The sequence below is a fragment of the Variovorax sp. N23 genome (assembly GCF_025486315.1).
Classification (GTDB): Bacteria; Pseudomonadota; Gammaproteobacteria; order Burkholderiales; family Burkholderiaceae_C; genus Variovorax.
Genome location: NZ_JAOOPY010000004.1, coordinates 208228 through 232498 on the forward strand (window position 1 = coordinate 208228; position 24271 = coordinate 232498).

A 24271-nucleotide genomic window follows, 5' to 3' on the forward strand; every position below is an offset into this window, starting at 1 on the left:
TCGGATGCCCACGGCGGCACCCTTCCTGTATGTCACAACGCGCGATCGATGCACTGAAGTCGCATCTCGGCCCGCAGGGGTGGCTGCAGGGCGGGGAGGCGGCCCAGTTGACTCGGGATGTCCGCGGCGCATATGGCGGCCAGGCGTTGCTGGTGGCTCGACCGGCCAGCACTGAAGAGGTCGCGACAACGGTGCGGATCTGCCGCGCCCATGCGGTGGCCATCGTGCCGCAGGGCGGGAACACTGGCCTGTGCGGCGGCGCCGTGCCGCTCGGTGATGCCAGAGTAATGCTGGATGCAAGCCTGGGAGAAGAACCGTCCCCCTGCATCGTTTTGTCACTGGCACGCATGAACCGGATCGTGTCGATCGATCCCTTGCGCTACACCGTCACGGCCGAGGCGGGTTGCGTCGTGCAGGCCATCCAGGAGGCCGCAGCTGATGTCGATCGAGTCTTCGCGCTCGACTGGGGCGCGCGTGGCTCGGCTGCGATCGGAGGCGCCATTTCAACCAATGCCGGTGGCATCAACGTGCTGCGATTCGGCAATACACGGGAACAGGTGCTCGGCCTCGAAGTCGTCCTGCCCGATGGACGCGTATGGGACGGCTTGCGCGCGCTGCGCAAGGACTCATCGGGACTCGACCTCAAGCAGTTGTTTATAGGTGCGGAAGGCACGCTCGGCATCGTGACGCGCGCGGTGCTGCGCTTGCATCCCCGCCCGCCGCGCGAGCAGACGCTCTTCGGCGCGGTCGGCGACATCTCGCGGCTGATGGATCTCTTTGCGCTCGCGCGGACAGTGGGCGACGCCGAACTGAGCGCTTTCGAACTGATTCCGGGTGATCTTGTTGACATGGCAATTGACCGATCCGCCACGCTGATCCGTCCGATCGCCACGTCTTCTGCATGGCATGTGCTCGTGCGGTTCTCCGGCCAGGAGGACGTTACCGAGAAGCTAGAGGTGTTTTTCGTGGAAGCGCTGGAGCGAGGCCTGCTGACGGATGCGGCGCTCGCCGGCAACCTTGCGCAGGAACAGAATCTTTGGGATCTGCGCGACGCCATCTCCCCAATGCGCATGATGACCGGCAAGATGCTCAAGTGGGACGCCTCGGTGCCGATCGACCGCATCATCCCGTTCCTAGATGAGGCGCAGCGGCGGGCGTGTGCGGTTCATCCGCCAGCGAAAGTCATCGCATTCGGCCATGTCGGCGACGGCAATCTGCACCTGAGCGTCTGGCCGGAGCGTCCGGCGGATGCCGCAGGCGATCAGGCGTTCGACATGCTCTGCGAGCGCATCGTCATCGCGATCGATGCGCTCATCTGGGAGTTCGGCGGTTCGATCTGCGCTGAACATGGCGTTGGCGTAGAGAACATCAGCCGCTTGCGCGGCCAGAAGGCGCCGCTCGAATTCGAGATGACGGGGAAGATCAAAGCCATGTTCGATCCTGACAACCTCTTCAATCCCGGCAAGGTTTTCGATTCGTCGTTCCGCAAGCTGACGGACCATTGACCAACTGCCGCGGGATCGACTCGGCTCAGGCGGTGCGCCGCCAAAGGATTTGCCGAGAGAGCTGATCGGGGCTCGTGCAGCCAGTCTGCGCCATGACCCGGTCGATCTCCTCGCCAAGGATGCGGATGGCACGGCGCGCACCGGGCTCGCCGAACGACGCCACGCCCCAAAGCACCGATCTACCGATGAGCACAGTCGAAGCGCCGAGCGCCAGTGCCTTGACGATGTCGCTGCCTCGGTAGAAAGCACCGTCGACAAGGACGGGAAGCCTTCCGCCGACGGCGGCGACGATGTCAGGCAAGGCGTCAATGGTCGCAATCGACGCGTCCAGGCTGCGTCCGCCATGGTTCGATACCACGATGCCATCGACTCCCGCATAGAGCGCAAGCTTCGCATCTTCCGGATGCAAGATGCCCTTGAGAAGGAGCCGGCCCGGAAAGAGGTCGCGCAGTTCACGCACGGTTTCCCAGTTGATCGAAGGGTCGGCTTGGATGCGGCTGGTGGCAGACGTCGGCAATGCGCGTTTGATCTCGTCTTCCGTGCCGACTGGCGCGTCAACGCCCGGATGATGAGCGATGCCCGGGATGCCAGTGGTCAGCAGATAACGCACCGCGACGCCGAGCAACCATCGCGGATGCATGGATAGATCCCTGATGAAGCGAGGGCCGTAGGTGATCGGGATGCCGAACCCATTCCTGGCGTTGTATTCGCGCTTCGGGGAAACGGCGCCGTCAACCGTGAAGACAAGAGCCTCATAGCCCGCATCCTTCGCGCGGCCGACGAGTGAGCGCATGTGGTCACGGTTCGCCGAGACATAGAGTTGGAACCAGAGCCGGGCGTGGGGTGCGGCGGCAGCCACTTTCTCGAGGGCGGTGACTGAGTAGGTTGAGAGCGTATATGGGATACCTTCGGCCGCTGCTGCCCTGGCCGAGAGCACATCGCCGTCATGCCAGAGCATGCCAGCCACCGCCGTTGGCGCAACCGCGATCGGAAAGCGCAACGGACGGCCGAAGAGCGTGTGCTCCATGCTCCGCCGCGAGACATCGCGCAGTACCCTGGGCCGGATCTTGAGCGCTTCGAGCGCTTTTCGATTGGTCGCAAGGGCGATCTCGTCTTCGGCGCCGCGATCGACGTATTCGAACAAGGCCCTCGGCAGTCGACGCTTGGCGGCTGCGCGCAGGTCGGCAATGTTGAGGGCGTCCTCGAGCTTCATCCGGTCTCCTTCATGCGCCTCCGCCTGCAAAGGTGCGCATCGGCTGCCGCTCGTTGCGGTTCACCGGAGTCTAGGAGCCGTGTGGCCGGCATGCCATGCGGCGAACGCAATCGCCGTATGTGCTTCCTCTGATACCGCCTCAAGCGGCGGTTAAACCGTGCGCTTCGTGAGTCGTTTCCCGGAGCGCCGCACGAAGCCATTGCTGCGCGGGGTCGGCATGGCTTCGGGTATGCCAGTACATCGCGAGGTCCAACGCACCGATGTCGAAGGGCAACTCAAGGATCTGCAGCGGATAGCGACTTGCGCTTTCAGCCGCGATGCGATCAGGGATCACCGCAAGCAAGTCGGACTTCGCGACCACTGCCGGCGAGACGAGAAAGCTCGGGACGGTCACGGCGACGAGGCGCTTCACCCCGAGGCCGTCGAGTGCGCCCTCGACCAAGCTGTCGACCACGCTGAGCGCGGCGGCCGACACGCCGAATGCGACGTGCGGATACTGCAGGAACTGCGCCATCGTCAGCTTGCCGTCGATGCCCGGATGCCCGCGTCTCACGATGCAGCAGGCGCGCTGCGGATAGAGCGAGGAGCTGTAGTAGGCGGTCGGAATGTTACGCAGGCTGGAAATGACCAAGTCCACCTCACCTTCGCGCAGCAATTCCGCGGCACGGCGCAGGTCTCCGCTGCTCCAGCGTATGGTCATCTTCGGTGCCTGCTCGCGGACCCGCGCCATGAGAGCTGGGAGAAACAGGAGCGCGACCGCCTCGGTCGAGATGATGCGAACGGTGCGCTCCGCCATCCCAATATCGAAGTCCGAACGGCCCTGCTGAGGCGCGTCCAGCGCTTCGAAGGCGATCTGGATCGCCTTGGCAAGTTCGATCGCGTAGGGCGTCGGCTCCATGCCGCGCGCGGTCTTGACGAGCAGAGGGTCCTTGAGCATGGTCCGCAGGCGGCCCAGGCTCGCGGACATTGCCGGCTGCCCGATGTCCGCCACTTCGGCTGCGCGCGTCACGTGTCGCTCGGTGACAAGAGCCCTCAGGTGCTCCAGCAGATGAAGGTTGATGTTGCGCGGCATCGTCACAGGGCGTCTCCAGTCGGATAGAAATGGGCGCGATGCGAACGACGGGCGGAAATCGCGAAGCCGGCGACTGATCGAACACCTTTTGCGCGCAAGGATAAGTCACCGCGCCGGCCGAGCCGCGCGGAGGCCGGACTGCGCGCATCACGACCGGCTCAAAGACCCAGCCGCTCCTCGGCGTCGAACGTCATTCCGATCTGTTTGTAGGCCTCGATCGCCTGGGCACCGAATCGCCTCTCGAAGTCGGCGCCGACACGTTGCGAGTACGACACGTTGTCTCGCATCCTGTCGGGTCCCTGGATGATCGCCAGCAGGCGCGCAGGCTGGCCGCTGGTGTTGCGGAAGGTTCGCATCAGCTGCTTCGGCACCGCCACCAGATCGCCTGGAGCGACCGCAACGGACGATTCATTGTCCAGGCCGGTGTAGATCTCGAAGCTGCCGTCCAGGATGAAGAAGGACTCCTGCGTGTCGGAGTGCGCGTGCGCCGGCGGCGCGTCGTCGCCGGTGCGGCACTCGGCGATTGACATGTAGAGCCCTTGGTTGCCATACATCGGTGCGGTGCGCGAGCGGCCGACATGGCCCTCGGGAACGATGAGGGTGAAGACTGACCCGGCGGTGAGCGCTTCGGTCGCCTCCGGCGGCAGGCCGCCAGTTTCCTTCAGACTTTTCTTGTAAGGAACCAGCTTCGCGAAACGCGTTACGCGGCCGGCGACGGAGTCGGTGTCGGCCTTAAGGTCGATGCCCGGTTCATCTTCAAAGCGCAGACCTAATGCTGCGCGCGCCGGGTCCGATCCCTTGGCGTCAGCCGAATCGAACACGGCGTCGTAGTTTCCGCCTTGTGCAATGCTCAAGGCGATCACGGTACGCACGTCACTGTCACCGACGTTGGCAACTGCATGCCGCACGCCCGCTGGCATCGACACCATGTCGAAGCGGTCTAGTACAAGCGAATGCTCCAGCCGTGTGCCATAGCGCACCTCAAGGCTCCCTTCAAGGCAGAACAGGTTTTCGATCGAGCCTGGGTTTCGCCATCCCTTAGAGCGCGCGCCGCGCATCATGGAGAGGGCGCCGACGCAGGCCGTGGGCGGGCAGGTGAGCACTGCACCGGCGAACCTGCCCTTCGACTCCGTCGCTGTCATGAGCGGTGTCAGGGGCCCGCCCCATAGATGCTCGATGAGCTCGGCATGCGCCACTGCCGGCGCTCCTGTGGAGGCGCGGTAGTCGGGAGCCCGAGCGACGATGGCCTCCATGCGAGCGGGGCTCAGCGCGCCCGGGCGAGAATCGTCAGAGAGGCTCCGGGCGGTTGCGGGTGTGGTGGTGGTGGTTGTTTCGGTTGCAGTCACTGGGGCACTCCTGAGGGGCGTTGGTTGAGATAGTTCCTTGACAGTCGCTCTTGGGCAGCCGGCGCTAGAAGCCATGCCGGATGCCGAAGTCGAAGCCTGACGAGCCACGATTCGCCGCCGGGCTCCCAGCACCAGCCACGACCGATGCGGCGGCGCCGTCGCTGTTGTGGCCGCGTGCGAAGGCTGTATAGAGCGTCGTGCGCTTGGAAAGGTAATGGCGGTAGGCGATCGCCACCTTGCGGGTTTGCGGCGAGGTGCCCGTGGCGAGTTCGGTGGTGTATTGGGAGGCGCCCAGGCGGATGTCTCCCGCGCCCACCGGCATCACGACCCCCAGCGACCAGCCCCGGCCGTCCGCTGCGACGGTGCCGACGGATCCGCGGTCACGGCTGAGCACCGCCATCAGCTTGACCACGTCGAAGTCCCAGGAGACCCCGATGTTGGCCTGCCGGACGTCTCCCAGGGGCCCCGCACGCTCGGTGCGGCTGACGGCGCCAGAGATGTCGATGGGCCCGGCGCGATACCCGAGCCGCAGGCCGGATCCCGTTCCGTCGTGTTCGATGGCGCCGCTGTTGCTCGTGTTCTCGCCGCGGAAATGCTGAACTTGCCCATAGATGCCGCCGAGATTCGCGGGTAAGTAGTAGGCGATGGCGTTGGAGGTCCAGGTGGAAGTGGCGCCCGTCACGATCGAGGCAGCCAACTGGGTACCGCCGACACCGAGCGTGCTGAACGCGCTGAAAACGGATAGGTTCCAGTACGCAGGATTGAAGTCGCGTCCAAGCCTGACTTCCCCCCATGGGGACAGAAGGCTGACGGTGGAGCGCCGGTTGAAGCTCAGCGCCTGCGAGCTGCCTGCCCCGGAAGCCTGGTTGTTGCTGTTCGAAGGGCGTCCGGTTCCGTCATCCGGTCCGATCGATCCTTCGAGCCAGAAGCCCGCGCCCAAGCCGCCACCAAGATCCTCTACGCCGCGAAAGCCGATTTGCGACGCACTGATGCCTGAGCTGCTGAGCCGTGTGACGCTGCCGCCGCCGCTGTTGCGTACGACCTGAACGCCGGTGTCGATGATGCCGAAGAGTGTGACGCTCGACTGCGCGGATGCGGCGCCACTGAGGGTCAGTGCGGCAAGGGGCAGCAGAGAGCACCGCGCACCCGCGATTCGTCTGTGGGAATTGGCGTGGACTTGGGCGATCGTTTTCATCTCGGTTGTTGTCTCTCATAGTTTTTCGACGGCGCGACGGGGGGGCGTTCGCCGATGAAAAGTATTGGCGTAACGACGGCGCACGCCTATGTGGGATCGCTCATGGTCGTATGCCGCATTGGCGATGGCTGCTGTCGCGCAAGCACAAGATGATTCGACGATATGAATGGAACTGGAATCGATATGGACCTCGGATTGGCAGGCCGTTGGGCCTTGGTATGCGGCTCGAGCAGAGGGCTGGGATGGGGGTGCGCCTCAGCGCTGGCGAACGAGGGCGTGAACTTGGTCATGGTGGCGCGCAATGCGGCCACGCTGGAACAGGCGGCCGATCAGGTGGCTATGACCGCCGCAGGCCGTGGCGCCTCCACTAAGGTGCTGCGCGTGGCGGCCGATATTGCAACGCCTGACGGCCGCGCGGCAGTCTTTGCTGCACGTCGCGAGGTCGACATACTCGTGACCAATGCCGGCGGACCACCGCCGGGTGACTTCCGGGATTGGGACCGAAACACCTGGCTTCAGGCGTTGGACGCGAACATGCTCGCGCCGATCGAGTTGATGAAGGCGACGGTGGACGGCATGGCCGCGCGCGGCTTCGGCCGGGTCGTCAACATCACCTCCAGCGCGGTCAAGGCGCCCATCGACATCCTGGGACTTTCAAATGGAGCACGAAGCGCGCTGACCGGATTCGTCGCCGGCCTGGCCCGCACGCGCAAGTTGGCGGGAGCCAACGTGACCATCAACAACCTACTGCCGGGCGGCTTCGACACCGGCCGACTCCAACGGGTAATGGCGCAGGCCGGCAAGAACTACGAAGAGGAGGCGGCCAGCCGGCTTCAGGCCGTGCCAGCGGGGCGCTTCGGAACGCCAGGCGAATTCGGTGCTGTGTGCGCGTTCCTTTGCAGCGTCCACGCGGGCTATCTCACGGGACAGAACATTCTGGTCGATGGAGGCGCCTATCCGGGTACGCATTGATCGTGCGCCCACATACGAGGCGCGGGCGGTGCAGTCCCGTGGCGGGCAGGTGCATACAAGGACGCCTTGCATTCACACAGCAGTGCGGCGAGCAGATATGCCATTCGGTCAATAGCGGCATCGATCGCGGCGCATGGGTGCCGGTGAGCGGTGTCTCTAAGCTCGCGGCGACGAAGAAGCCGTGCTGAATCAGACAGGTCGGCCGCGGCATCGATGCCCTCTCATCCAAAGTCCCACCTACATTTTCAGGAACCTCATGCCCATCGCTAGCCATACAACCGCCATACGCAGGACAGGCGGCCAAATCCTGGTCGACCAACTGCGCCTCCATGGGGTCGATCATGTGTTCTGTGTGCCGGGCGAGAGCTACCTGGCGGTGCTTGACGCGCTACATGACGCCGACGTCACCCTGACCATCTGCAGGCAAGAGGGGGGCGCGGCAATGATGGCCGAAGCCCACGGCAAGCTCACAGGCCGGCCGGCGGCATGCTTCGTGACACGCGGACCTGGCGCAACGAATGCGGCGCCCGGCATCCACATCGCGCAGCATGATTCGACACCTCTGTTGGTGTTCGTCGGCCAGATCGAACGCGGCGTCCGAGAGCGCGGCGCACTGCAAGAGCTGGACTATCGAGCAGTTTTCGGTTCGATGACCAAATGGACCACCGAGATCGACGACGTCGACCGGATTCCCGAGATCATCTCCCACGCTATGCACGTCGCTAGTTCCGGCCGTCCGGGGCCAGTCGTCATCGCGTTGCCGGAGGACGTGCTGGTTGACATGACCGATGCCCCCGATGGCTTGCCTGCGATGCCCATCGAGGCGCATCCTGGTGCGGCACAGATGGACAGTCTGCGGGCGATGCTCGTCCAGGCCGAGCGCCCGCTGTTGGTGCTCGGAGGTTCGCGCTGGTCGGCCGAAGCGGTGTCGAGTCTTGCGGCCTGGGCCACCCATGCGGGCGTACCGGTCGCGGTCTCGCTTCGGCGGCAGATGTTGTTCCCGACCGATCATCAGAGCTTCGTCGGTGATCTCGGCTTCGGTCCGAGTCCGAAGTTGGTTGAGCATGCGATTTCGGCCGACTTGTTGCTGGTCATCGGCAGCCGAATGTCGGAAGTACCGAGCCAGAATTACGCATTGATGCGCGTTCCGGTACCGCGTCAGACACTCGTGCATGTGCTACCGGACGCTGGTGAGTTGGGACGCGTCTACCGGGCGGCGCTGCCCATCTGTGCGACCCCGACGTCGTTCGTGCAGGCCCTTCGCGGCATCGAAATTGCGCCGAGTGCCTCGCGCTTTGCCTTCCTCGAACAAGCGCGCGCCGACTATTTGGCATGGAGCAATCCGAAGCCGATCCGCTCTCCGGGATCGCTCCAGATGGCCGAAGTGATGCAGGCTCTCGACGCCCGCCTGCCAGCCGATGCGATCCTGAGCAACGGTGCCGGTAACTATGCGACCTGGATTCATCGCTTCCATCGCTTCCGTGCATTCGGCACGCAACTCGCCCCAACCTCCGGCTCAATGGGATACGGCGTGCCTGCGGCGATCGCGGCCAAGCGCATCGATCCGCACCGAACCGTCGTTGCTTTCGCCGGCGACGGTTGCTTCCTGATGAACGGTCAAGAGTTCGCAACCGCCGTGCAGTACGGGTTGCCGATTATCGTCATCGTGGTTGACAACGGCATGTATGGAACGATCCGCATGCACCAGGAACGCGAGTATCCCGGTCGGGTCGTAGCGACCGGGCTGCGCAACCCGGATTTCGCTGCCTATGCCCGCGCGTTCGGCGGACATGGCGAGCGCGTGACGACCACCCGCGAATTCGTGCCGGCGTTCGAGCGTGCGGCCGCGTCGGGCCTGCCAGCGATCCTGCATTGCCTTATCGACCCAGAGGCGATCAGCCCTTCAACCACCTTGACCCAAGTACGCGAGGCGGCGGTCGCGGCCGGCCGCTGAAGCTGCACCGATGACCCGTACCCTTGCCAACCTCATCGACGGCGAACACGTTTGCCGTGACATCCTGTCCAATGTCAACCCATCGGACACGGATGATGTAGTAGGGCTCTATGCGCAGGCCTCCGCGGCAGAAGCCGAGCAGGCCGTGGAGGCTGCGCGTGCCGCGTTCCCCCGCTGGTCGCGTACTGCGCCGCCGGTGCGCCAGGAGATCCTGCTACGCGCTTCGCATGAGATCCTCGCGCGTCGCGACGAACTCGGCCGCCTGCTCGCACGCGAGGAGGGCAAGACGCTGGCCGAGGCGATCGGCGAAGTCGTCCGGGCCGCCCATGTGATCGCCTACATGGCCGGCGAAGCGCTCCGGCTGCGTGGGGAACGCTTGGCGGGGCTGGTCGAAGGCAGCGACGCGGAGGCGACGCGCGAGCCGCTCGGCGTACTTGGTGTCATCTCGCCCTGGAACTTTCCGATCGCGATCCCGGCCTGGAAAATCGCGCCGGCGCTCGCCTGCGGCAACTGCGTCGTATTCAAGCCGGCCGAGCTCGTGCCCGGCTCGGCCTGGGAGCTGGTGGACATCCTGCACCGTGCGGGCCTGTCCGACGGCGTGCTGAATCTGGTGATGGGCTCCGGCCAGAAGTCGGCCGCGTGCTCACCGAGCACAAGGAGGTCGATGCGATCAGTTTTACGGGTTCGGTCCCAACCGGCCGGCAAATCGCCGCGGCGTGCGTCGCCTCGCCACGCATGAAGCGCATGCAGTTGGAGATGGGGGGCAAGAACCCGCTCGTCGTGCTCGACGATGCCGATCTCGATTCCGCCGTGGCCTGCGCCCTGAACGGAGGATTCTTTAGTACCGGTCAGCGCTGCACTGCAGCGTCACGCTTCATCGTCACCGCCGGCATCCATGGTCGATTCGTGGATGAACTTCCGCTGCGCCTAGAGCGCCTGAGCGTTGGTCATGCACCGGATGCAGCGACGGATATCGGCCCAGTAGTGGATCAACGCCAGCTCGACATCGCCCTGTCGTACATCGAGATCGGAAAGCAGGAGGGCGCGAGGCTGCGCTCGGGCGGCCGGCGGCTGTCCCGCGCGACGCAAGGTTTCTACCTGCAGCCAGCGCTCTTCACCGAGCTGGCGCCGCACATGCGGATCGCGCGTGAGGAAATATTCGGGCCAGTGGGGATGGTGTTGCGGGCGAAAAACTACGATGTGGCGCTTGCGCTCGCCAACGACACCGACTTTGGGCTGGCAGCCGGCATATGCACGCCAAGCCTGAAGCATGCGACTCACTTCAAACGCTATGCCGAGGCGGGCATCGTGAAGGCGAACCAGGTGACCAGCGGCCTCGATTTTCATCTGCCTTTTGGCGGACGCAAGTGCTCCTCCTACGGCCCGCGCGAGCAGGGGTCGCAGGCGATTGAGTTTTATAGCGTGGTCAAGACAGCCTACACCTCGGCCGGCTAGAGAGCGTCTCGGCGGCCGCCGAGGAGCTCGTGCATCACTTGCTCGGTGTGCTGGCCAAGGAGCGGCGGAGGCGAAGGCTTTACCACCGGAGTGCCGGTCATCCTGATCGGCGAGGCGATCAACTTCAAAGCCCCTGCGGTCGGGTGCTGCACTGTCGCCACCATCTCGCGCGCTGCTGCCTCCGCTGAGGCTAGCGCAGCACCGACCGTGCGAACAGCACCGGTCGGGATGCCGGTGCGTGCCAGTCGCCGCTGCCACTCCGCCGCGTCACGGGTAGCGAGGATCTCCTTCAGCCGCGCGATCAACGACTCGCGATGGTCGAGTCGCGCGCGGTTGGTCGCATAGCGCCTGTCCAACGCGATTGCCGGCTGCTCTAGCACAGCGCCGCATAGGAGCTTGAACTGACGGTCGTTGCCCACCGCGAGGACGATCTCCGAGTCCCGCGTGGGCAGCACTTGGTAGGGTACGACCGATGCGTGCGCGTTGCCGAAGCGCTGCGGCTCTTCGCCGCTAATGAGCGTCGCGCTGCCGACGTTGGCGAGCATGGCCAACTGGCAGTCAAAGAGCGCGATGTCGATCAGCTGACCTTCTCCGTCGCGATCGCGCGCGATGATTGCCGCCAGGATCGCCTGCACGGCGTACATGCCGGTGAAGAGATCGGCCACCGCGACGCCCACCTTCATCGGTTCGCCATCCGGCTCGCCGGTAATGGACATCAGACCGGCTTCAGCCTGCACAACATAGTCGTAGCCCGCGCGTTCGGCGAGGGGTGACGTGCGTCCATAGCCAGAGATCGAGCAGTAGATGAGGCCGGGATGAAGTGCGCGCAGCGATGCGTGGTCGAGCCCATAGCGGTCAAGCGCGCCGGCCTTGAAGTTCTCGACTACCACGTCGCACTGCACTGCCAAATCGCGGATCGTCCGCTGCCCTTCGGGGCTGGCGAGATCGATCGCAACGCTTCGCTTGTTTCGGTTGGTGCAGAGGTAGTAGGCGGATTCGCCCGCGACGAAGGTCGGTCCCCAGCCGCGCGTATCGTCACCGCCTTTCGGGTTCTCAATCTTTATCACGTCTGCGCCGAGGTCGCCGAGCGTCATGGTGCACCAGGGGCCGGCGAGCACGCGCGACAAGTCGAGAATGCGGATGCCGTGCAGCGAAGGCTTGCGCGTGTCTCCTGTCATGCCGATGCTCCTTCCCAGACGGTTCGCACGAAATCGACGGCGAGCGGCTGGGTGCTGTCGAGAAAGCACTGGCCCAGCACACGGTGCCAGCAGGCCTCGGAGCCGTGTGCCATTCGCCATGCATGCAGGCGGCGGGTGAAGAGCTGAAGGTCGTATTCCGCCGTCACGCCGATGGCGCCATGCACGGCATGGGCGATCGCGGCGACATGCTGCGCGGCCTCGCTGGTTCGCGCCTTGGCGACCGCGCAGGCCATCGCGCCAGGCCGGCGTGCGTCGGTCCCGAAGGCCGCCTCGGCCGCCATTCGACCGGCCGCGACATGCTCGGCCATCACGCTCAACTGATGCTGGATTGCCTGGAACTTTCCGATCGGCTTGCCAAACTGGGCGCGTTCATTTGCGTAGGACATGGTGAGGTCGAAGCAGCGCTTCATTGCGCCCGCCAGGAGACCTGCATGCAGCAGGGCGGCGATGGGCGCGAGTTCGGCGGCGGGGATGCCGCCACGCAAACCTTTGGCGACATGCGCGGGCCAGCAGAAGGATGCGTCGAGGCTGCCGTGAATGCCGTCTGCGTGTGTTCCGCTTGCGCTTCTTCCGCTGGAGGATGCAGAAGCGTCCGACACGGCCAGGAGCACGAGCACTTCGTCCATTGCGCCGATCACGTGCGACGAGGTGCGCCCGCTGGGAACGTTGTGGGCATGAAACGTGCCGTCGCTGCCGCGTGTCAGCGCGGGGGCGAAGCTGATGAAGCCCACAGGCAACTGCTGGGGCTCGGTGGTCAAGCGCCGCGCTGCGATGGTCTGTGCGAGCGGCAAGGGCACGGCCCATGCGCCACAGAGCGAGACGACCTCGAAAAAGTCGGGCCAGCCCACGTCCGCGCCGCCGCGTTCCTCTGGTGCCAGTAGTTCGAGGAAGCCGGCGTCGTGGAGGGCGCCGGAGAGCAGCTGTGCGCTTGCTCCGGCCTCGATGCCGCGGACGATGTCTGTGGTGCAGTGGTGCGCGAGGATGGCGGCAATGGCTTCGGTGAACATGTCGTGAGCCTTCTTCAGCGGAGGCCGAGGCCTCGCGCGATCATCCCGCGCAGGATCTCGCGGGTGCCTCCGCGCAGTGAAAACGTGGGCGCCATGTGGCTCACGTAAGCGAGGGCGCGCAGCAGTTCATCGTCGGGCGCGATCATCGGGTCTGAACTCAGAGCGGCCTCCACGACGGCGGGTACGGACTGTTCGAACTCGGTCCCGAGGTCTTTCACGAGCGCGGCTTCAACCACCGGACTTTCGCCTGCGGCGAGCTTGGCAGTCAGTGAAATCGACAGTTGCCGAAGCGTAGCCAGATGCGCCGCAAAGCGGCCAAGTGCTTCAAGATCATGCTGCGCAGCACCGTTGCGACGAAGCCAAGAAAGCCAGCAGTCGAGAAGCATGATGCTCGAATAGAGTCGCTCGGGTCCGCTGCGCTCGAAGGCCAACTCCGCGTTCACCTGCGTCCAGCCGTCGCCTTCGTTGCCGATGAGCGCGTCTTCGGCAAGGACTACGTCGTCGAAGAATATCTCGCTGAAGTGCGCATCACCGGTGAGATCCACGATCGGTCGCACCGTCACGCCCGGCAGCTTCAAGTCGACCACGAACTGCGACAGCCCGACCTGCCGGTCGACGGGCTGGCCCGAGGTGCGCACCAGGGCAATCGTGTAGTCACACCGATGACCGTTGGTCGTCCATACTTTGCGTCCGTTGAGGCGCCAGCCCTTGTCGGTGCGCACGGCGCGCGTGCCGACGCTCGCGAGGTCGGAGCCAGCGTTCGGTTCGCTCATTCCGATGCAGAAGAAGATCTCGGCACGGCAGATGCTCCGCAGGTAGCGCGCCTTTTGCGCTTCGGAGCCGAACCTCAGGATGAGCGGGCCGCTCTGCCGATCAGCGATCCAGTGCGCGCCCACTGGGGCACCCACAGCGAGCAGTTCCTCGATCAGCACGAAGCGGCTGAAAGCGTCGAGCTCAGCGCCGCCGTAGCGCTTCGGCAGCGTGGCACCGACCCAGCCGCGGCCGGCGAGCTTGCGACTGAACTCGGCATCGAAGGCCAGCCAGGAACGGGACCGCACGTCGGCAGGCGAGGGCGGCAGCGCCGCGGCGATGAAGCTCTTGACCTCACGACGAAAGGCCTCGGTGGAGGGGGGAAGCGCCGCGAGTCGCAGGTGGTCCAGGAGATCGGCCATGACGGTCCAGTACGGTGATGGCTGGACGATAGGACGCGACGCGCGCAACGTCCAATACCGAATGTGCGGCGTGCCATATGGGAAATCGATAGCTGCCGCGTCAAACGGTATTGGACGGGTCGAGCGCATTGTCCTTACGCTCGCGCCTCAAACCGAAGGAGCCACCTCATGTCTGACTTCCTGCTCTATGAACAGCACGGCCCGCTGGTCATCCTTACCATGAATCAACCGGAGCGACGCAATCCATTGACCGGCAACACGGCGGTTTCCGAGTTTCTGGCGGCGATCGACCGCATCGACGGCGACAGCAGTGTGCGCTGCGTCATCCTCACCGCAAACGGGCCGTCGTTCTCGGCCGGTGGCGACATCAGTGAGATGAGACGCCAAGCCACGCCCGAGGTGTCGGAGATGGCAATCCGACAGGAGTACCGGCGGGGAATCCAGCGGCTGCCGCTCGCACTCTTCAACCTCGAAGTTCCCATCATCGCGGCAATCAACGGCCATGCGATCGGCGCCGGGCTCGACATCGCGTGCATGTGCGATCTGCGCATTGCGTCCGAAAAGGCGGTGTTTGCTGAGAGCTTCGTCAAGATCGGCATCATTGCGGGAGATGGCGGTGCCTGGCTGCTGCCCCGGATCGTCGGACTGTCGCGAGCTTCCGAATTGGCCTTCACCGGCGACACCATCGATGCGCGGCAGGCGCTCGAATGGAACTTGGTCTCACGCGTGGTACCGCACGAGCAGTTGATGGAATCCGCGCGCGGGCTTGCCGGACGCATCGCGGCGAATGCCGGACATGGCCTGCGCCTCACGAAGCGCCTGATACGCGAGGGCTTACATTCCCGGCTCGATACGGTGCTGGAACTATCTTCGGTGTTCCAGGCGGTGTCACACAAGACCGCAGATCACGCTGAAGCAGTGAACGCTTTCCTCGAGAAGCGCGCGCCCCGCTTTGGTGGTTGAGCGCTCGCGCTTCCGGTTGGCGCGGGTATGCTCGACGAGCTTTGCCACCTGAGCCATGGACTTACGACGCCTTCGCCATTTCGACGTTCTCGCCGAAACGCTGAACTTCAGCCGGGCTGCCGATCGCCTGCACGTCGCGCAGCCGGCGCTGTCGGTCTCAATTCAGAAGCTGGAGCGCGAACTCGGCACTAGGCTCTTCGACCGTACGCCGGCAGGCGTTCAGCTCACGATCGCGGGCGCTGCCGCGCTTGTCGAAGCACGGCGGTTGATCTTCCATGGCGAGCAACTGCATCGAGCTGTGCAATCGGTGATGGACGGCACCGGCGGTCGTTTGCGCGTTGGCTTCGTAGGCTCGGCCATCTATCGCTTGATTCCCACGTTGGTGCCGCAGTTCCGTGCACTGTACCCGGGCGTGACCGTGGTGCTGACCGAGGGGACTTCAATCGAGATCATCGCGAGGCTCGAGGAGGAAACTCTTGATCTCGGCATTGTGCGCACCCCGATGCTTAAGTCACACGGTGCGACGCTCAAGACTCTGCAGCGCGACCGGATGCTGCTAGCGTTGCCAGCAGATCATCCGCTGGCCTTGCCCGACCCCCTTACGCTACGCGATGCGGCAGACGAGCCGTTCATTATGTATTCGCCCGAGGCGGCGGGCTTGCATGCTCATGCGATGTCGGCGTGCGAGGCTGCCGGCTTCGTGCCCAACATCACGCAGGAAGCAACGCAGATACCGACCGTCCTGGCGCTGGTAGAGAGCGGACTCGGCGTAGCACTCGTGCCGGAAGTCATGCGCACATATCGCTTGCCGAAGATTACCTACCGGGACTTGCGCGAGGTGCTCCCTAGGGAAGCGCTGATCAATGACAGCTGCCGAGCGTGGTGAGCGACGCGCAGCACGAAGTCATGGTGAAGCCCGTCAGTTGCTCTCTGCGCAGGTTGCGCAGCAATTTTCCGGGCGCGCTGCGCCCCTTCCGGGGCCGCTCAATGCGCTCAGGACGCACCTCGGGTGTGCAACGCCAACAGCGACCTCTTCGCGATCACCAAGTTAGCCAGACCGAACAAGCTGAACAACTGCGCCGTGTTCTTCGCCAGGCCCTTGTAGCAAACCTTCTTGTGTCGGAACAGGTTCTTGATCACGTGGAACGGATGCTCGACCTTGGCCCGGATGCTCGCCTTCAACTGTTCGGCTTGCTCGAGCAGTTGCGCCCATCTGCGGGTCAGGTCCAACTGCCTTCGCTTGCCCGGCTGCATCGCCACGTGCCAGTGCGGCCCCTGTGCTTCCTCGCGCTTGTGCACGCCGCGGTAGCCGGCATCCCCATGGGCGGCCATCTCATCGCCATGCAACAGCGCGCCGGCCTGCGTCACATCGTTGACGTTGGCTGCCGTGCCAACCACCGTGTGCACCAAGCCCGACTCGGCATCCACGCCGATGTGTGCCTTCATCCCGAAGTGCCACTGGTTGCCCTTCTTAGCCTGATGCATCTCGGGGTCGCGCGCATTGCCTTCATTCTTCGTCGAACTTGGCGCCGCAATGATGGTGGCGTCCACGATGGTGCCGGCACGCATGAGCAGGCCCTGCTCGGCAAGATGTGCGTTGATCTCGTCGAACAGCGCCTTGGTCAGGTCGTTGGCCAGCAGCAGCCGTCTGAACTTCAGCAGCGTGGTGGCGTCGGGCACCGACTCGCGCGACAGGTCGATACCCACGAAGTCACGCAGGGCCTGGCTGTCGTACAGCGCGTCTTCCAGCGCCTCGTCGGCCAGGCCGTACCACTGCTGCAGGCAGTACATGCGCAACATGCGGGGTACGCCTACCGGCTGGCGCCCGACGCGTCCACTCGTGGGATACAGCGGTTCGATCACAGCGATCAAGCGCGCCCAAGGCACGACGCGTTCCATGTCGGTGAGAAACTTCTCGCGCCGCGTGCGCTTCTTCTTCATCGCGTACTCGGCGCTGGCAAAGCTGCGTTGGTTCATCTCGGTAGGGGCAGAGGACTTGCGGTGCCTTCACGCATGCATGACCCGTGCCCACCGCGACCTATTAATCAGCGCCTCCCTAGAGAAACAACGCTCGCACTTGCGTTCTTGCCAAGCCGCATGAGCCCAGCAATGGAAAATTTCATAAGCGCCGCGACGATGCTCGACACGTCACTGTGAGGAGCCGGCCGTCAGATCCTTGAGCCTACTCCGCCTCTCCCTCCGCAGCACCGCGGCCATGCCACACTCCATCATGACACCCTTGCTCCTTCGGCACGGATCGCGGATTGCTCCCGTGCCGCACTGCGTAGGGATGAGGTTGGCGTTGGATAAGGAACTTGCAGGCCGGGATACGCCGAATGTTTGGCGTTAGTCCGGCGTTGCAAGCGCAAGAACCATGGCACACTTCCACTGTGCCGCCGCTCGGTAAGGACGCAACGCCGACTGTCGTGCGGGTTGGCAGCGGTGCGTCCGGAAAAACTTGCTGGAGAGCGGCCGATGCTGCGTCCATCACCGCGCGGTGCTGCGCCAATTCAGGGGATGTCGCGAGATATCAGTTGAGGCTGACCGCTCGCGCGACCTTCGAGAGACTTCCGAGTTCGTCCTGCGTAGCAAGAAGAGTTGTCACGCCGGCAAGCCGAACGCATCTTTCGCTCTGAGTTTGCAATGTCGCCGCTCGAGTTCCAGCAGGCGAGGCGCGTCGAGCGGCCCGCAATCTGCTGCAGACCACCGACGACTCCGTGCTTTCCGTGGCGCAGCAGGTGGGATGGAAATCCGGGTCGTACCTTTCGCGTGTTCTCGGCAAGACCTGGGCTCAAACCGCTGCGGACATCCGTGCCGGTGCGGAGAGCGGTAAGTTTGCCAGCCGCCAAGCGTCGTAATCGACGGATTCGCTGAACTCGATGAGGAACGGACGAACATTACATCTGTCGAATAAGCGGCGTAGGCTCGACAGAGGGGCGTGTTTATTCCAGGAATCGGGGAAATGCCGGCATCGATGCAAAGTCCTCGGGCGAATGCTGGATCACGACCCGCGCGTCCGTGATTGTTCGAATCCTGGCGAACCGATCTATTGATGCCATCGTCTCGGCGCGATCATTGATACGTGGGATAAGCCCCTTCTCATAGTTCAGCCGGGTGTGGTAAAGGTCGCCGGTAATCAGCACTACGCCAGCCTGCGGCAACTTGACGATGAGCGATCGATGGCCGTGTGTATGTCCCGGCGTCTTCAGCATCTTGACCGTTCCGTCACCAAACACGTCGTGATCCATGTCGGAGGCGAGGATCTTCGACCCGGAAAGCGGTCGGATTGACGCGGTGTCGACGCCAAATGGCTTGGGCTTGCCGCGCGCCGACGCGAGCTCCGATGCCGCGACGATGAAGGTGGATCTCGGAAACAGTCCAATGTTTCCGGTGTGATCGAAGTGGAGATGGGAGATTCCGACATAGCGTATGTCGTCCGGCTTCAGACTCAGTTCTTTCAACTGTGCCGCGAGCGTTCGCCGAACGGAGAAGCGCCCACCGAACTTTTCCTGCCCGTTTGGAAGAACTGCAAGCTTGTCGCTCAATCCGGTATCCCAGAGCAGCCAGTCCTTCCCGTGCTGAATCAGGAAACATGGGGTGGGTAGCTCGAGCGACTTGCCCTCGTACTCGCCGGTGTCGGAAAAAACGTCTGAGCCTGCGCCTTGGAATTCGGTCAGGCCGCAATCGAGCGTGTATAGCTTGATCGACACCGGGGGGATCGATCCTCCCCCGATTTGCTGAGCCCAAGACGAGGCGGGTGCGCCCCAGGCGAAGAGGGTTCCCAGAATCGAGATGGCGAGGACTTCGGCTGCGTGCTTCATATTTGCTTCATCTGAATTGGTTTGTGGAAGTAAGGCTTGGTGCATCAACTCGTTCGATCGACGATGGGGTCGTGCACCGTGTCAAGCCATGCGCCCATGCGTGAAGGATCACCGACCACTCGCATCTCGCCGCTTCTCAGAAGTTCGTCGCGTGCTTTAAGGTAAGCCGGGTCGGCGCTGCGCAAGACATTGAGCTTTCGGGCGCCGGCGCTGGTGATCTCGACCGTGACGTCCGCCTGCTCGTGCCAACCTGCGCCGACGCGAAAAGACGGTGCGCCGTTCGTTATTTCGAAGCGAAGACCTTGGACGAAGCCCTTGGACAACTCGACGCCATCGGTATAGCGTTCAACGAAAGACACTTGAAGGTCCGACGGGAGCGCGGCGTTCGAAGCTGCCTCCGCCATCGCTTTTCCGACCATTTCGAACCACGACGCGGTTCCATGAAGCAGTTTTGTACCCGGGTTCATGTTGTTGATACTTGTCCGAGACTGAGAAGTGGGGCAGGGTGCTCGTGCCAGTTACCGGGCCGATGTCCGGCCGTCATGCGACTGTCATCACGATCTTCCCCTGGAGGTGCCCACCGAGGGCGCGTTCGTGGGCCTTCCTAGCGTCTGCCAGCTGAAAGGTACTGTCGATGGCGACGCGAATCGTGCCTGCGTCCAGCAAGCGAGCCAGCGTGGAGAGCTGCGTGCCACTGGATCGCACCTGTGTTGCAGAGACCGTGACACCGCGCTCCTCGGCTTCTTCGGCGCCGGCGTAACCGAGGGGGAAGATGGGGAACAAAGCCCCGCCTCGCCTGATCGTGCGCAGGAAGCGACTCGTGGCGGAGCCACCGATCGAGTCGATCACCAGATCGACGTCGCGGACGTCATCCTCGGGCACAGTCTTCTTGTAGTCGATGATTTCGTCCGCGCCGAGCTTTCGCAGGAACGCTTCGTGCTTGCCCGAAGCCACCGCGATGACGCGCGCACCTTGCCACTTGGCGATCTGTACCGCGAAGTGCCCCACACCGCCGGCGGCGCCATTTACAAGGACGGTCTTGCCCTTAAGAGGCACCGGCTCGTGCCTGTTCGGCTGAAGCGGATTCGGTACGTCATGCCCAAGGTCGATCATGAACTGCCACGCGGTGAGCAGCGACATCGGTGCTCCGGCCGCGTGTGCATGGTCAATCCCGGAAGGCTTCAAGGCAACTTCGGACACCGGCACGCTGACGAACTCGGCGTAAGCCTTGCTGTCCCCGAAAAGCCCGTGGGGGAAACGCACCATCGAATACACCTCGTCTCCGAGCGCAAACTCCTTCACATCATCGGCAACCGCATGGACCACGCCCGAGATGTCCGTCCCAGGAATGACGGGGAACGACACCTGCGGCTGCCACTCGGGAGGAAGCATCTTGTACCCTTCGCGTAAGTACGCATCGGGAGGATTGATGCCCACGGCGTGCACGCGAACGAGCAACTCGCCAGCTTTCAGTTCAGGGATCGGTGCGTCCTCGTAACGCAGCACCTCCGGCCCCCCGAACTCGTGCAAGCGGATCGCCTTCATCGCCTGGTTCGTCCACGCCTGCTTCTCGGGAAGCGGGAGCCTAGAGGTTGCGTTGGTGGCTTGGGTCATGAATTCTCCTGATATGCGGCTCCGTGTGGCGTCGCTGAACCAGGAGTGTGGATCTTGAGCATTTGTTTGATAATCCGCTACTAACTCACTTCTTATGTGCCATGACGGAACAAATTAGTCTCGAGCGCCTCACCGGCATAGTCGCCTTTGCGCGCGCGGCGTCGCATGGCAGCTTTACAGCGGCGGCGCGGTCGCTTTCCGTCTCACCCTCGGCCGTCAGCAAGACCATCCAACGTCTCGAGCAGCAGTTGGGTCTGCGCCTTTTCACGCGAACGACCCGTTCACTGACCCTGACGCCGGAGGGGCGCGAATTGCACGAGCGTGCGCTGCACCTGCTGCGCGCTGCCGAGGACGTTGTTCAGTCGGCAGCCGCAGTGCGCGCAGAGCCCTCCGGGATCTTGAAGATCGCTGCGCCGCTACCCATCGGGACGCGACTGCTCGCACCGGCACTGCCGGAGTTCCGTCGTCGCCATCCCAAGCTCGAGATCGACCTTCGGCTGAACGACCGGTTCGTCAACCTTGTCGAGGAAGGCATCGACGTGGCAATCCGCATGGGCCATCTCGCCGATTCCACCCTGATTTCGCGCGGCTTCGCGACAAACCGGATCGGGGCCTTCGCTTCGCCGGCCTACTTGGCGGCACGGGGAACACCTCGAAGGCCGGAGGATCTCAAGGCTCACGATTGCGTCGGGTTCCGCTACCAGACGTCGGGGCAGACGCTGCGTTGGATGTTCAAGGTGGGACGCCGTACCCTGGAAATCACGCCCCCCGCGGCCATTGTGGTGGACGTCAGCGACGCGGTCGTGGAGGTGCTCGCCGCGGGCGGGGGCATCGGCATGGCGGCATCTTGGATCGCCGCCCCCTATGTTCAGCGTGGGCTGCTGCTCCCCGTTCTCCACGAGTTCTTGGCGGAAGGGTCGACGATCACGGCCGTCTGGCCACAGAGCCGACGCGCAAGTCCCAACGTCAAGGCGTTCATCTCGTTTCTTGAGGACGTTTTTCCTTCGCCCGCACCTTGGGGTGCCGCCATTGCAGAAAGCGTCTCTGAACAACCAATCTCGCCGTGACGCAGACGAACCAGGGGCAACTGATCAAGACGTGGATTTACTTCGAGGCATCTCGTCTGCAAATCGATCACTCGCCCTCCCTTAGGGTGCTATGGGCGCCGACCTTCATACACATGCGGCCATTCGTGCTATAGAAAATTGCTCTCGCTCTTAAGATGGAATTTGCGTGATCAGTCGCACACACCCTGACCTTGATACGCAGCGCGAGAACGAACGCTTGTTCGCGCTGCATTCAACGCGCTTGCTCGACAGGGCTGCGGCCGAAGGCTTCGACCGGATCACGCGCCTTGCCGCTGAGCTGTTTGGTGTTCCGATTGCTCTTATTTCCTTGGTCGACCGGGACCGACAGTGGTTCCAAGCGTGCATCGGTTTGGACACCGCGGAGACCCCTCGTGAGCAAGCGTTCTGTGACTATACGATTCGCCATGCTGCGGTGACGGTGGTCGAAGACGCGACAAAGGACGCTCGATTTGCAGGCAATCCACTTGTAACCGGCGAACCGGGCATCCGTTTTTATGCCGGTGCGCCGCTTATCCTGCGTTCCGGCCATGCCCTGGGCAGCCTGTGTCTGATCGACCGAGTTCCTCGGAAGTTTTCCGTGGATCAGTGTGAGCGACTCAAGGATCTCGCCGCCGTTGTGATGTCGCAGATTGATCTCCATCGAGCTGCCGGGAGAATCGACGAGTTGACTCAACTACCGAACCATGTGCAGATGCTCGAGGATCTTCACGATCTCTCCGCCCGCTTTCCGGGCAACCCGCGCACTTTGCTACTGGTGGAAGCAATCGATCACGGCGCGGTGCGTGACGCCGTGCGCGCGGTGGGGGTTGGCCCGGTGGAAGATTTTCTGCGGGCGTTGGCGATCCAGTTGCAATCGCTCCTGCATGAGGGTTCAAACCTTTACTTTGTCGGCGTCGGGCGGTTTGCCGTCCTGGTGGATCGGCAGAACCGAGGACTCGACATGTTTGTCGAGCAACTCGTGCGGACGCTAAGAGAACCGGTGGCCAGTGGCAGCCTCATGATCGAACTCGACGCCAGGGTGGGAATTCTGAAGTTCAAGTTGGAAGCGCCGGAGATAGACGACAGTTTGCGCAAGGCCATGACGGCCGTTCACAATGCGCGGACCGTGGGTGTCGCCTGCGTGGCTTATATCCCTGAGTTCGACGCGGGCCATCAGCGTGCCTACGCCATTCTGCGGGATATCCCTAGAGCCCTCGCCCACAATGAATTCCACCTCGTGTTTCAGCCCAAGTTGCGGGTTAGCACGCGTGCCTTCGAGGGCGCTGAAGCTCTGCTCAGATGGCGCCATCCCGTGCTGGGTGCTATTTCGCCGGGCGAGTTCATACCCTTGGCGGAGAACACGACACTCATCCACGACCTTACCACCTGGGTCATTGACACAGCCTTGATGCACTTGGCAGAGCTTCACAACGCGGGTTTGCGTGTGACCATCGCAGTGAATGTCTCCGCACGCACCCTGGAACGTCCCCAATTCCTGGAAACTCTCAAGGCCGCGTGCGCGAAACATGGCGTTGCCCGTGAGATGCTTCATATCGAATGCACCGAATACAGCGGCCTCACGGCACCCGCGACCCTGGAATCGCTGAAGCAGATCCGTGCCCTGGGTATGCAGCTCTCCTTGGATGACTTCGGCACGGGGTACTCCAATCTGACCTGCTTGGAGACTTTGCCATTTCAGATGCTCAAGGTGGACCGCGCGCTGGTCGCACATGTGACCGAAAATCCCAGGGCACGCCAGTTGCTGCAGGGCATTGTCAATCTAGGGCATGGCATGGGCTTCAGGATGCTCGCCGAAGGGGTGGAATCAGAGGAGGTTTTTCATGAGATCGTCGCCTTGGGCTTTGATCACATTCAGGGCTATTACCTCTCCAGGCCGCTAGCACCCGCTGCATTGAAGGAGTTCCTGCGTGCGCCTCCGGAACTCCCCAGAAAGGAGGTCCTGATTCACAAGCGCAGCGCGTCTCGCGATCGCGGATGCGCGCCGGGGAGAGATTGCGTCTAGAGACGCGCAGATGGCCTCGTAAGTGCGCGCATCGACTTATCGACCCTCTACGACGCCATTCGATAGCGACCGCGGCCACTCGCCTTCGCTTCGTAGAGCGCCTGATCCGCGGCGGCCAACAACGCCTGCAGCGACTGCTGGTTACCGCTGAAGAGGGCGATGCCGATGCTGGTATGGTGTCACGCTCCAATCTTGCGAATGAGCTGCGACACCCAGTGGCGGCGCCGACAGTCGCTTGGGATAGTCTATCCATCGTCCCGACAGAAAATCCTTGAGTCAAATCAGAATACAGAAGGTTCCATCAGGTTTTCCTCGCGCCTTGCTCAGCCAGCGTTCAGACTCGATTTCCTCTGGGCGACAGGGCGACAGGGCGACAGGGCGACAGGGCGACAGGGCGACAGGGCGACACCTGCGCATACCGCCCTTTTGGAAACTCTCCGACGAGGTCCGGTCTTGGCCGCGCGCTGAAGTACACCGGGACGAGCCAATCGTACAGCGACCATCGTGGAAAGCCTCCCAGGCTTCTTCCTCAAGCTGACCACCCGTGGAGAGGATGTTTTCGTCCTCCTCATGAAATCTGAACGTCTGCTCGTCTCGGCCAATGCTTGCAGCGCCGTCTAACTCGAGGAGCAGCGTGTATATCGTCTCCCGCGAGGCCTCATCTGTAGAAGACGAAGCTGGAGGTGGTTCGTG

19 protein-coding genes and 1 pseudogene are annotated in these 24271 nt (G+C 63.3%); 8 read left to right on the forward strand and 12 right to left on the reverse strand.

Annotation, left to right across the window (positions count from 1 at the left end):
• Positions 1-29 precede the first annotated feature (29 nt).
• Positions 30-1505 carry an FAD-binding oxidoreductase gene (locus N8A90_RS08315; RefSeq protein ID WP_262074249.1) on the forward strand — a complete coding sequence of 492 codons (1476 nt, stop codon included), beginning with the start codon at positions 30-32 and terminating at the stop codon, positions 1503-1505.
• Between the two features lie 25 nt (positions 1506-1530).
• Here N8A90_RS08315 and N8A90_RS08320 read toward each other — a convergent pair whose 3' ends face one another.
• The 4 genes from N8A90_RS08320 to N8A90_RS08335 form a co-directional block, all read right to left on the reverse strand.
• Positions 1531-2718 (reverse strand): alpha-hydroxy acid oxidase, encoded by a 1188-nt coding sequence (locus N8A90_RS08320; RefSeq protein ID WP_262074251.1) that lies wholly within the window; start codon positions 2716-2718, stop codon positions 1531-1533.
• A gap of 139 nt (positions 2719-2857) precedes the next feature.
• Positions 2858-3790, reverse strand: coding sequence for a LysR family transcriptional regulator (locus N8A90_RS08325; protein WP_262074252.1), 933 nt, complete (start codon positions 3788-3790; stop codon positions 2858-2860).
• Positions 3791-3948: 158 nt separating this feature from the next.
• Entirely contained in the window at positions 3949-5043 is a 1095-nt protein-coding gene (locus tag N8A90_RS08330; RefSeq protein ID WP_262074253.1) for a cupin domain-containing protein, read from the reverse strand.
• Positions 5044-5200: 157 nt separating this feature from the next.
• Complete coding sequence (locus N8A90_RS08335; RefSeq protein WP_262074255.1) at positions 5201-6331, reverse strand: porin; 1131 nt, start codon at positions 6329-6331, stop codon at positions 5201-5203.
• 183 nt (positions 6332-6514) lie between these two features.
• Between N8A90_RS08335 and N8A90_RS08340 the strand changes: the two genes are divergently transcribed.
• The 3 genes and pseudogenes from N8A90_RS08340 to N8A90_RS08350 all read left to right on the forward strand — a co-directional run bounded on the left by N8A90_RS08340 (position 6515) and on the right by N8A90_RS08350 (position 10712).
• Entirely contained in the window at positions 6515-7303 is a 789-nt protein-coding gene (locus N8A90_RS08340; RefSeq protein WP_262074256.1) for an SDR family oxidoreductase, read from the forward strand.
• Between the two features lie 256 nt (positions 7304-7559).
• Complete coding sequence (locus N8A90_RS08345) at positions 7560-9257, forward strand: thiamine pyrophosphate-binding protein (protein WP_262074257.1); 1698 nt, start codon at positions 7560-7562, stop codon at positions 9255-9257.
• Between the two features lie 10 nt (positions 9258-9267).
• Positions 9268-10712, forward strand: a pseudogene (locus N8A90_RS08350) (aldehyde dehydrogenase family protein).
• Here the strand turns inward: N8A90_RS08350 and N8A90_RS08355 are convergent.
• The 3 genes from N8A90_RS08355 to N8A90_RS08365 are packed head-to-tail and all read right to left on the reverse strand — an operon-like array spanning position 10709 to position 14090.
• Positions 10709-11890 (reverse strand): CaiB/BaiF CoA transferase family protein, encoded by a 1182-nt coding sequence (locus tag N8A90_RS08355; RefSeq protein WP_262074258.1) that lies wholly within the window; start codon positions 11888-11890, stop codon positions 10709-10711. The pseudogene N8A90_RS08350 and the gene N8A90_RS08355 overlap by 4 nt on opposite strands.
• A complete protein-coding gene (locus tag N8A90_RS08360; protein ID WP_262074259.1) occupies positions 11887-12918 on the reverse strand; it encodes an acyl-CoA dehydrogenase family protein in 1032 nt (343 codons plus the stop codon). The genes N8A90_RS08355 and N8A90_RS08360 overlap by 4 nt, the downstream gene beginning before the upstream one ends.
• 14 nt (positions 12919-12932) lie before the next feature.
• Positions 12933-14090, reverse strand: a complete 1158-nt coding sequence (locus tag N8A90_RS08365; RefSeq protein ID WP_262074260.1) for an acyl-CoA dehydrogenase family protein — start codon at positions 14088-14090, stop codon at positions 12933-12935.
• A gap of 168 nt (positions 14091-14258) precedes the next feature.
• Between N8A90_RS08365 and N8A90_RS08370 the strand changes: the two genes are divergently transcribed.
• Together N8A90_RS08370 and N8A90_RS08375 are read left to right on the forward strand one after the other, a co-directional pair.
• On the forward strand, positions 14259-15053 hold the full coding sequence (locus N8A90_RS08370) for a crotonase/enoyl-CoA hydratase family protein (protein ID WP_262074261.1): 795 nt from the start codon (positions 14259-14261) through the stop codon (positions 15051-15053).
• Positions 15054-15108: 55 nt separating this feature from the next.
• Positions 15109-15939 carry a LysR family transcriptional regulator gene (locus N8A90_RS08375; protein ID WP_262074262.1) on the forward strand — a complete coding sequence of 277 codons (831 nt, stop codon included), beginning with the start codon at positions 15109-15111 and terminating at the stop codon, positions 15937-15939.
• Positions 15940-16046: 107 nt separating this feature from the next.
• Here the strand turns inward: N8A90_RS08375 and N8A90_RS08380 are convergent, their stop codons facing one another.
• From N8A90_RS08380 to N8A90_RS08395, 4 genes are all read right to left on the reverse strand, one after another.
• A complete protein-coding gene (locus tag N8A90_RS08380) occupies positions 16047-17030 on the reverse strand; it encodes an IS5 family transposase (RefSeq protein WP_262074263.1) in 984 nt (327 codons plus the stop codon).
• 965 nt (positions 17031-17995) lie between these two features.
• The gene (locus tag N8A90_RS08385; RefSeq protein ID WP_262074264.1) at positions 17996-18874 is read right to left on the reverse strand and encodes an N-acyl homoserine lactonase family protein; all 879 of its coding nucleotides are present in this window, start codon (positions 18872-18874) and stop codon (positions 17996-17998) included.
• 44 nt (positions 18875-18918) lie between these two features.
• Positions 18919-19341, reverse strand: coding sequence for a hypothetical protein (locus tag N8A90_RS08390; protein WP_262074265.1), 423 nt, complete (start codon positions 19339-19341; stop codon positions 18919-18921).
• Positions 19342-19414: 73 nt separating this feature from the next.
• Complete coding sequence (locus N8A90_RS08395) at positions 19415-20488, reverse strand: NADP-dependent oxidoreductase (RefSeq protein ID WP_262074266.1); 1074 nt, start codon at positions 20486-20488, stop codon at positions 19415-19417.
• Positions 20489-20589: 101 nt separating this feature from the next.
• Here N8A90_RS08395 and N8A90_RS08400 point away from each other — a divergent pair, with 101 nt between their 5' ends.
• Both N8A90_RS08400 and N8A90_RS08405 read left to right on the forward strand, forming a co-directional pair.
• Positions 20590-21555, forward strand: a complete 966-nt coding sequence (locus tag N8A90_RS08400; RefSeq protein ID WP_262074267.1) for a LysR family transcriptional regulator — start codon at positions 20590-20592, stop codon at positions 21553-21555.
• A 166-nt stretch (positions 21556-21721) separates the two neighbouring features.
• Positions 21722-23578, forward strand: a complete 1857-nt coding sequence (locus N8A90_RS08405; protein ID WP_262074268.1) for a putative bifunctional diguanylate cyclase/phosphodiesterase — start codon at positions 21722-21724, stop codon at positions 23576-23578.
• A 47-nt stretch (positions 23579-23625) separates the two neighbouring features.
• Here the strand turns inward: N8A90_RS08405 and N8A90_RS25470 are convergent, their stop codons facing one another.
• Positions 23626-23745 (reverse strand): diguanylate cyclase domain-containing protein, encoded by a 120-nt coding sequence (locus N8A90_RS25470; protein ID WP_410087654.1) that lies wholly within the window; start codon positions 23743-23745, stop codon positions 23626-23628.
• Between the last annotated feature and the right edge of the window lie 526 nt (positions 23746-24271).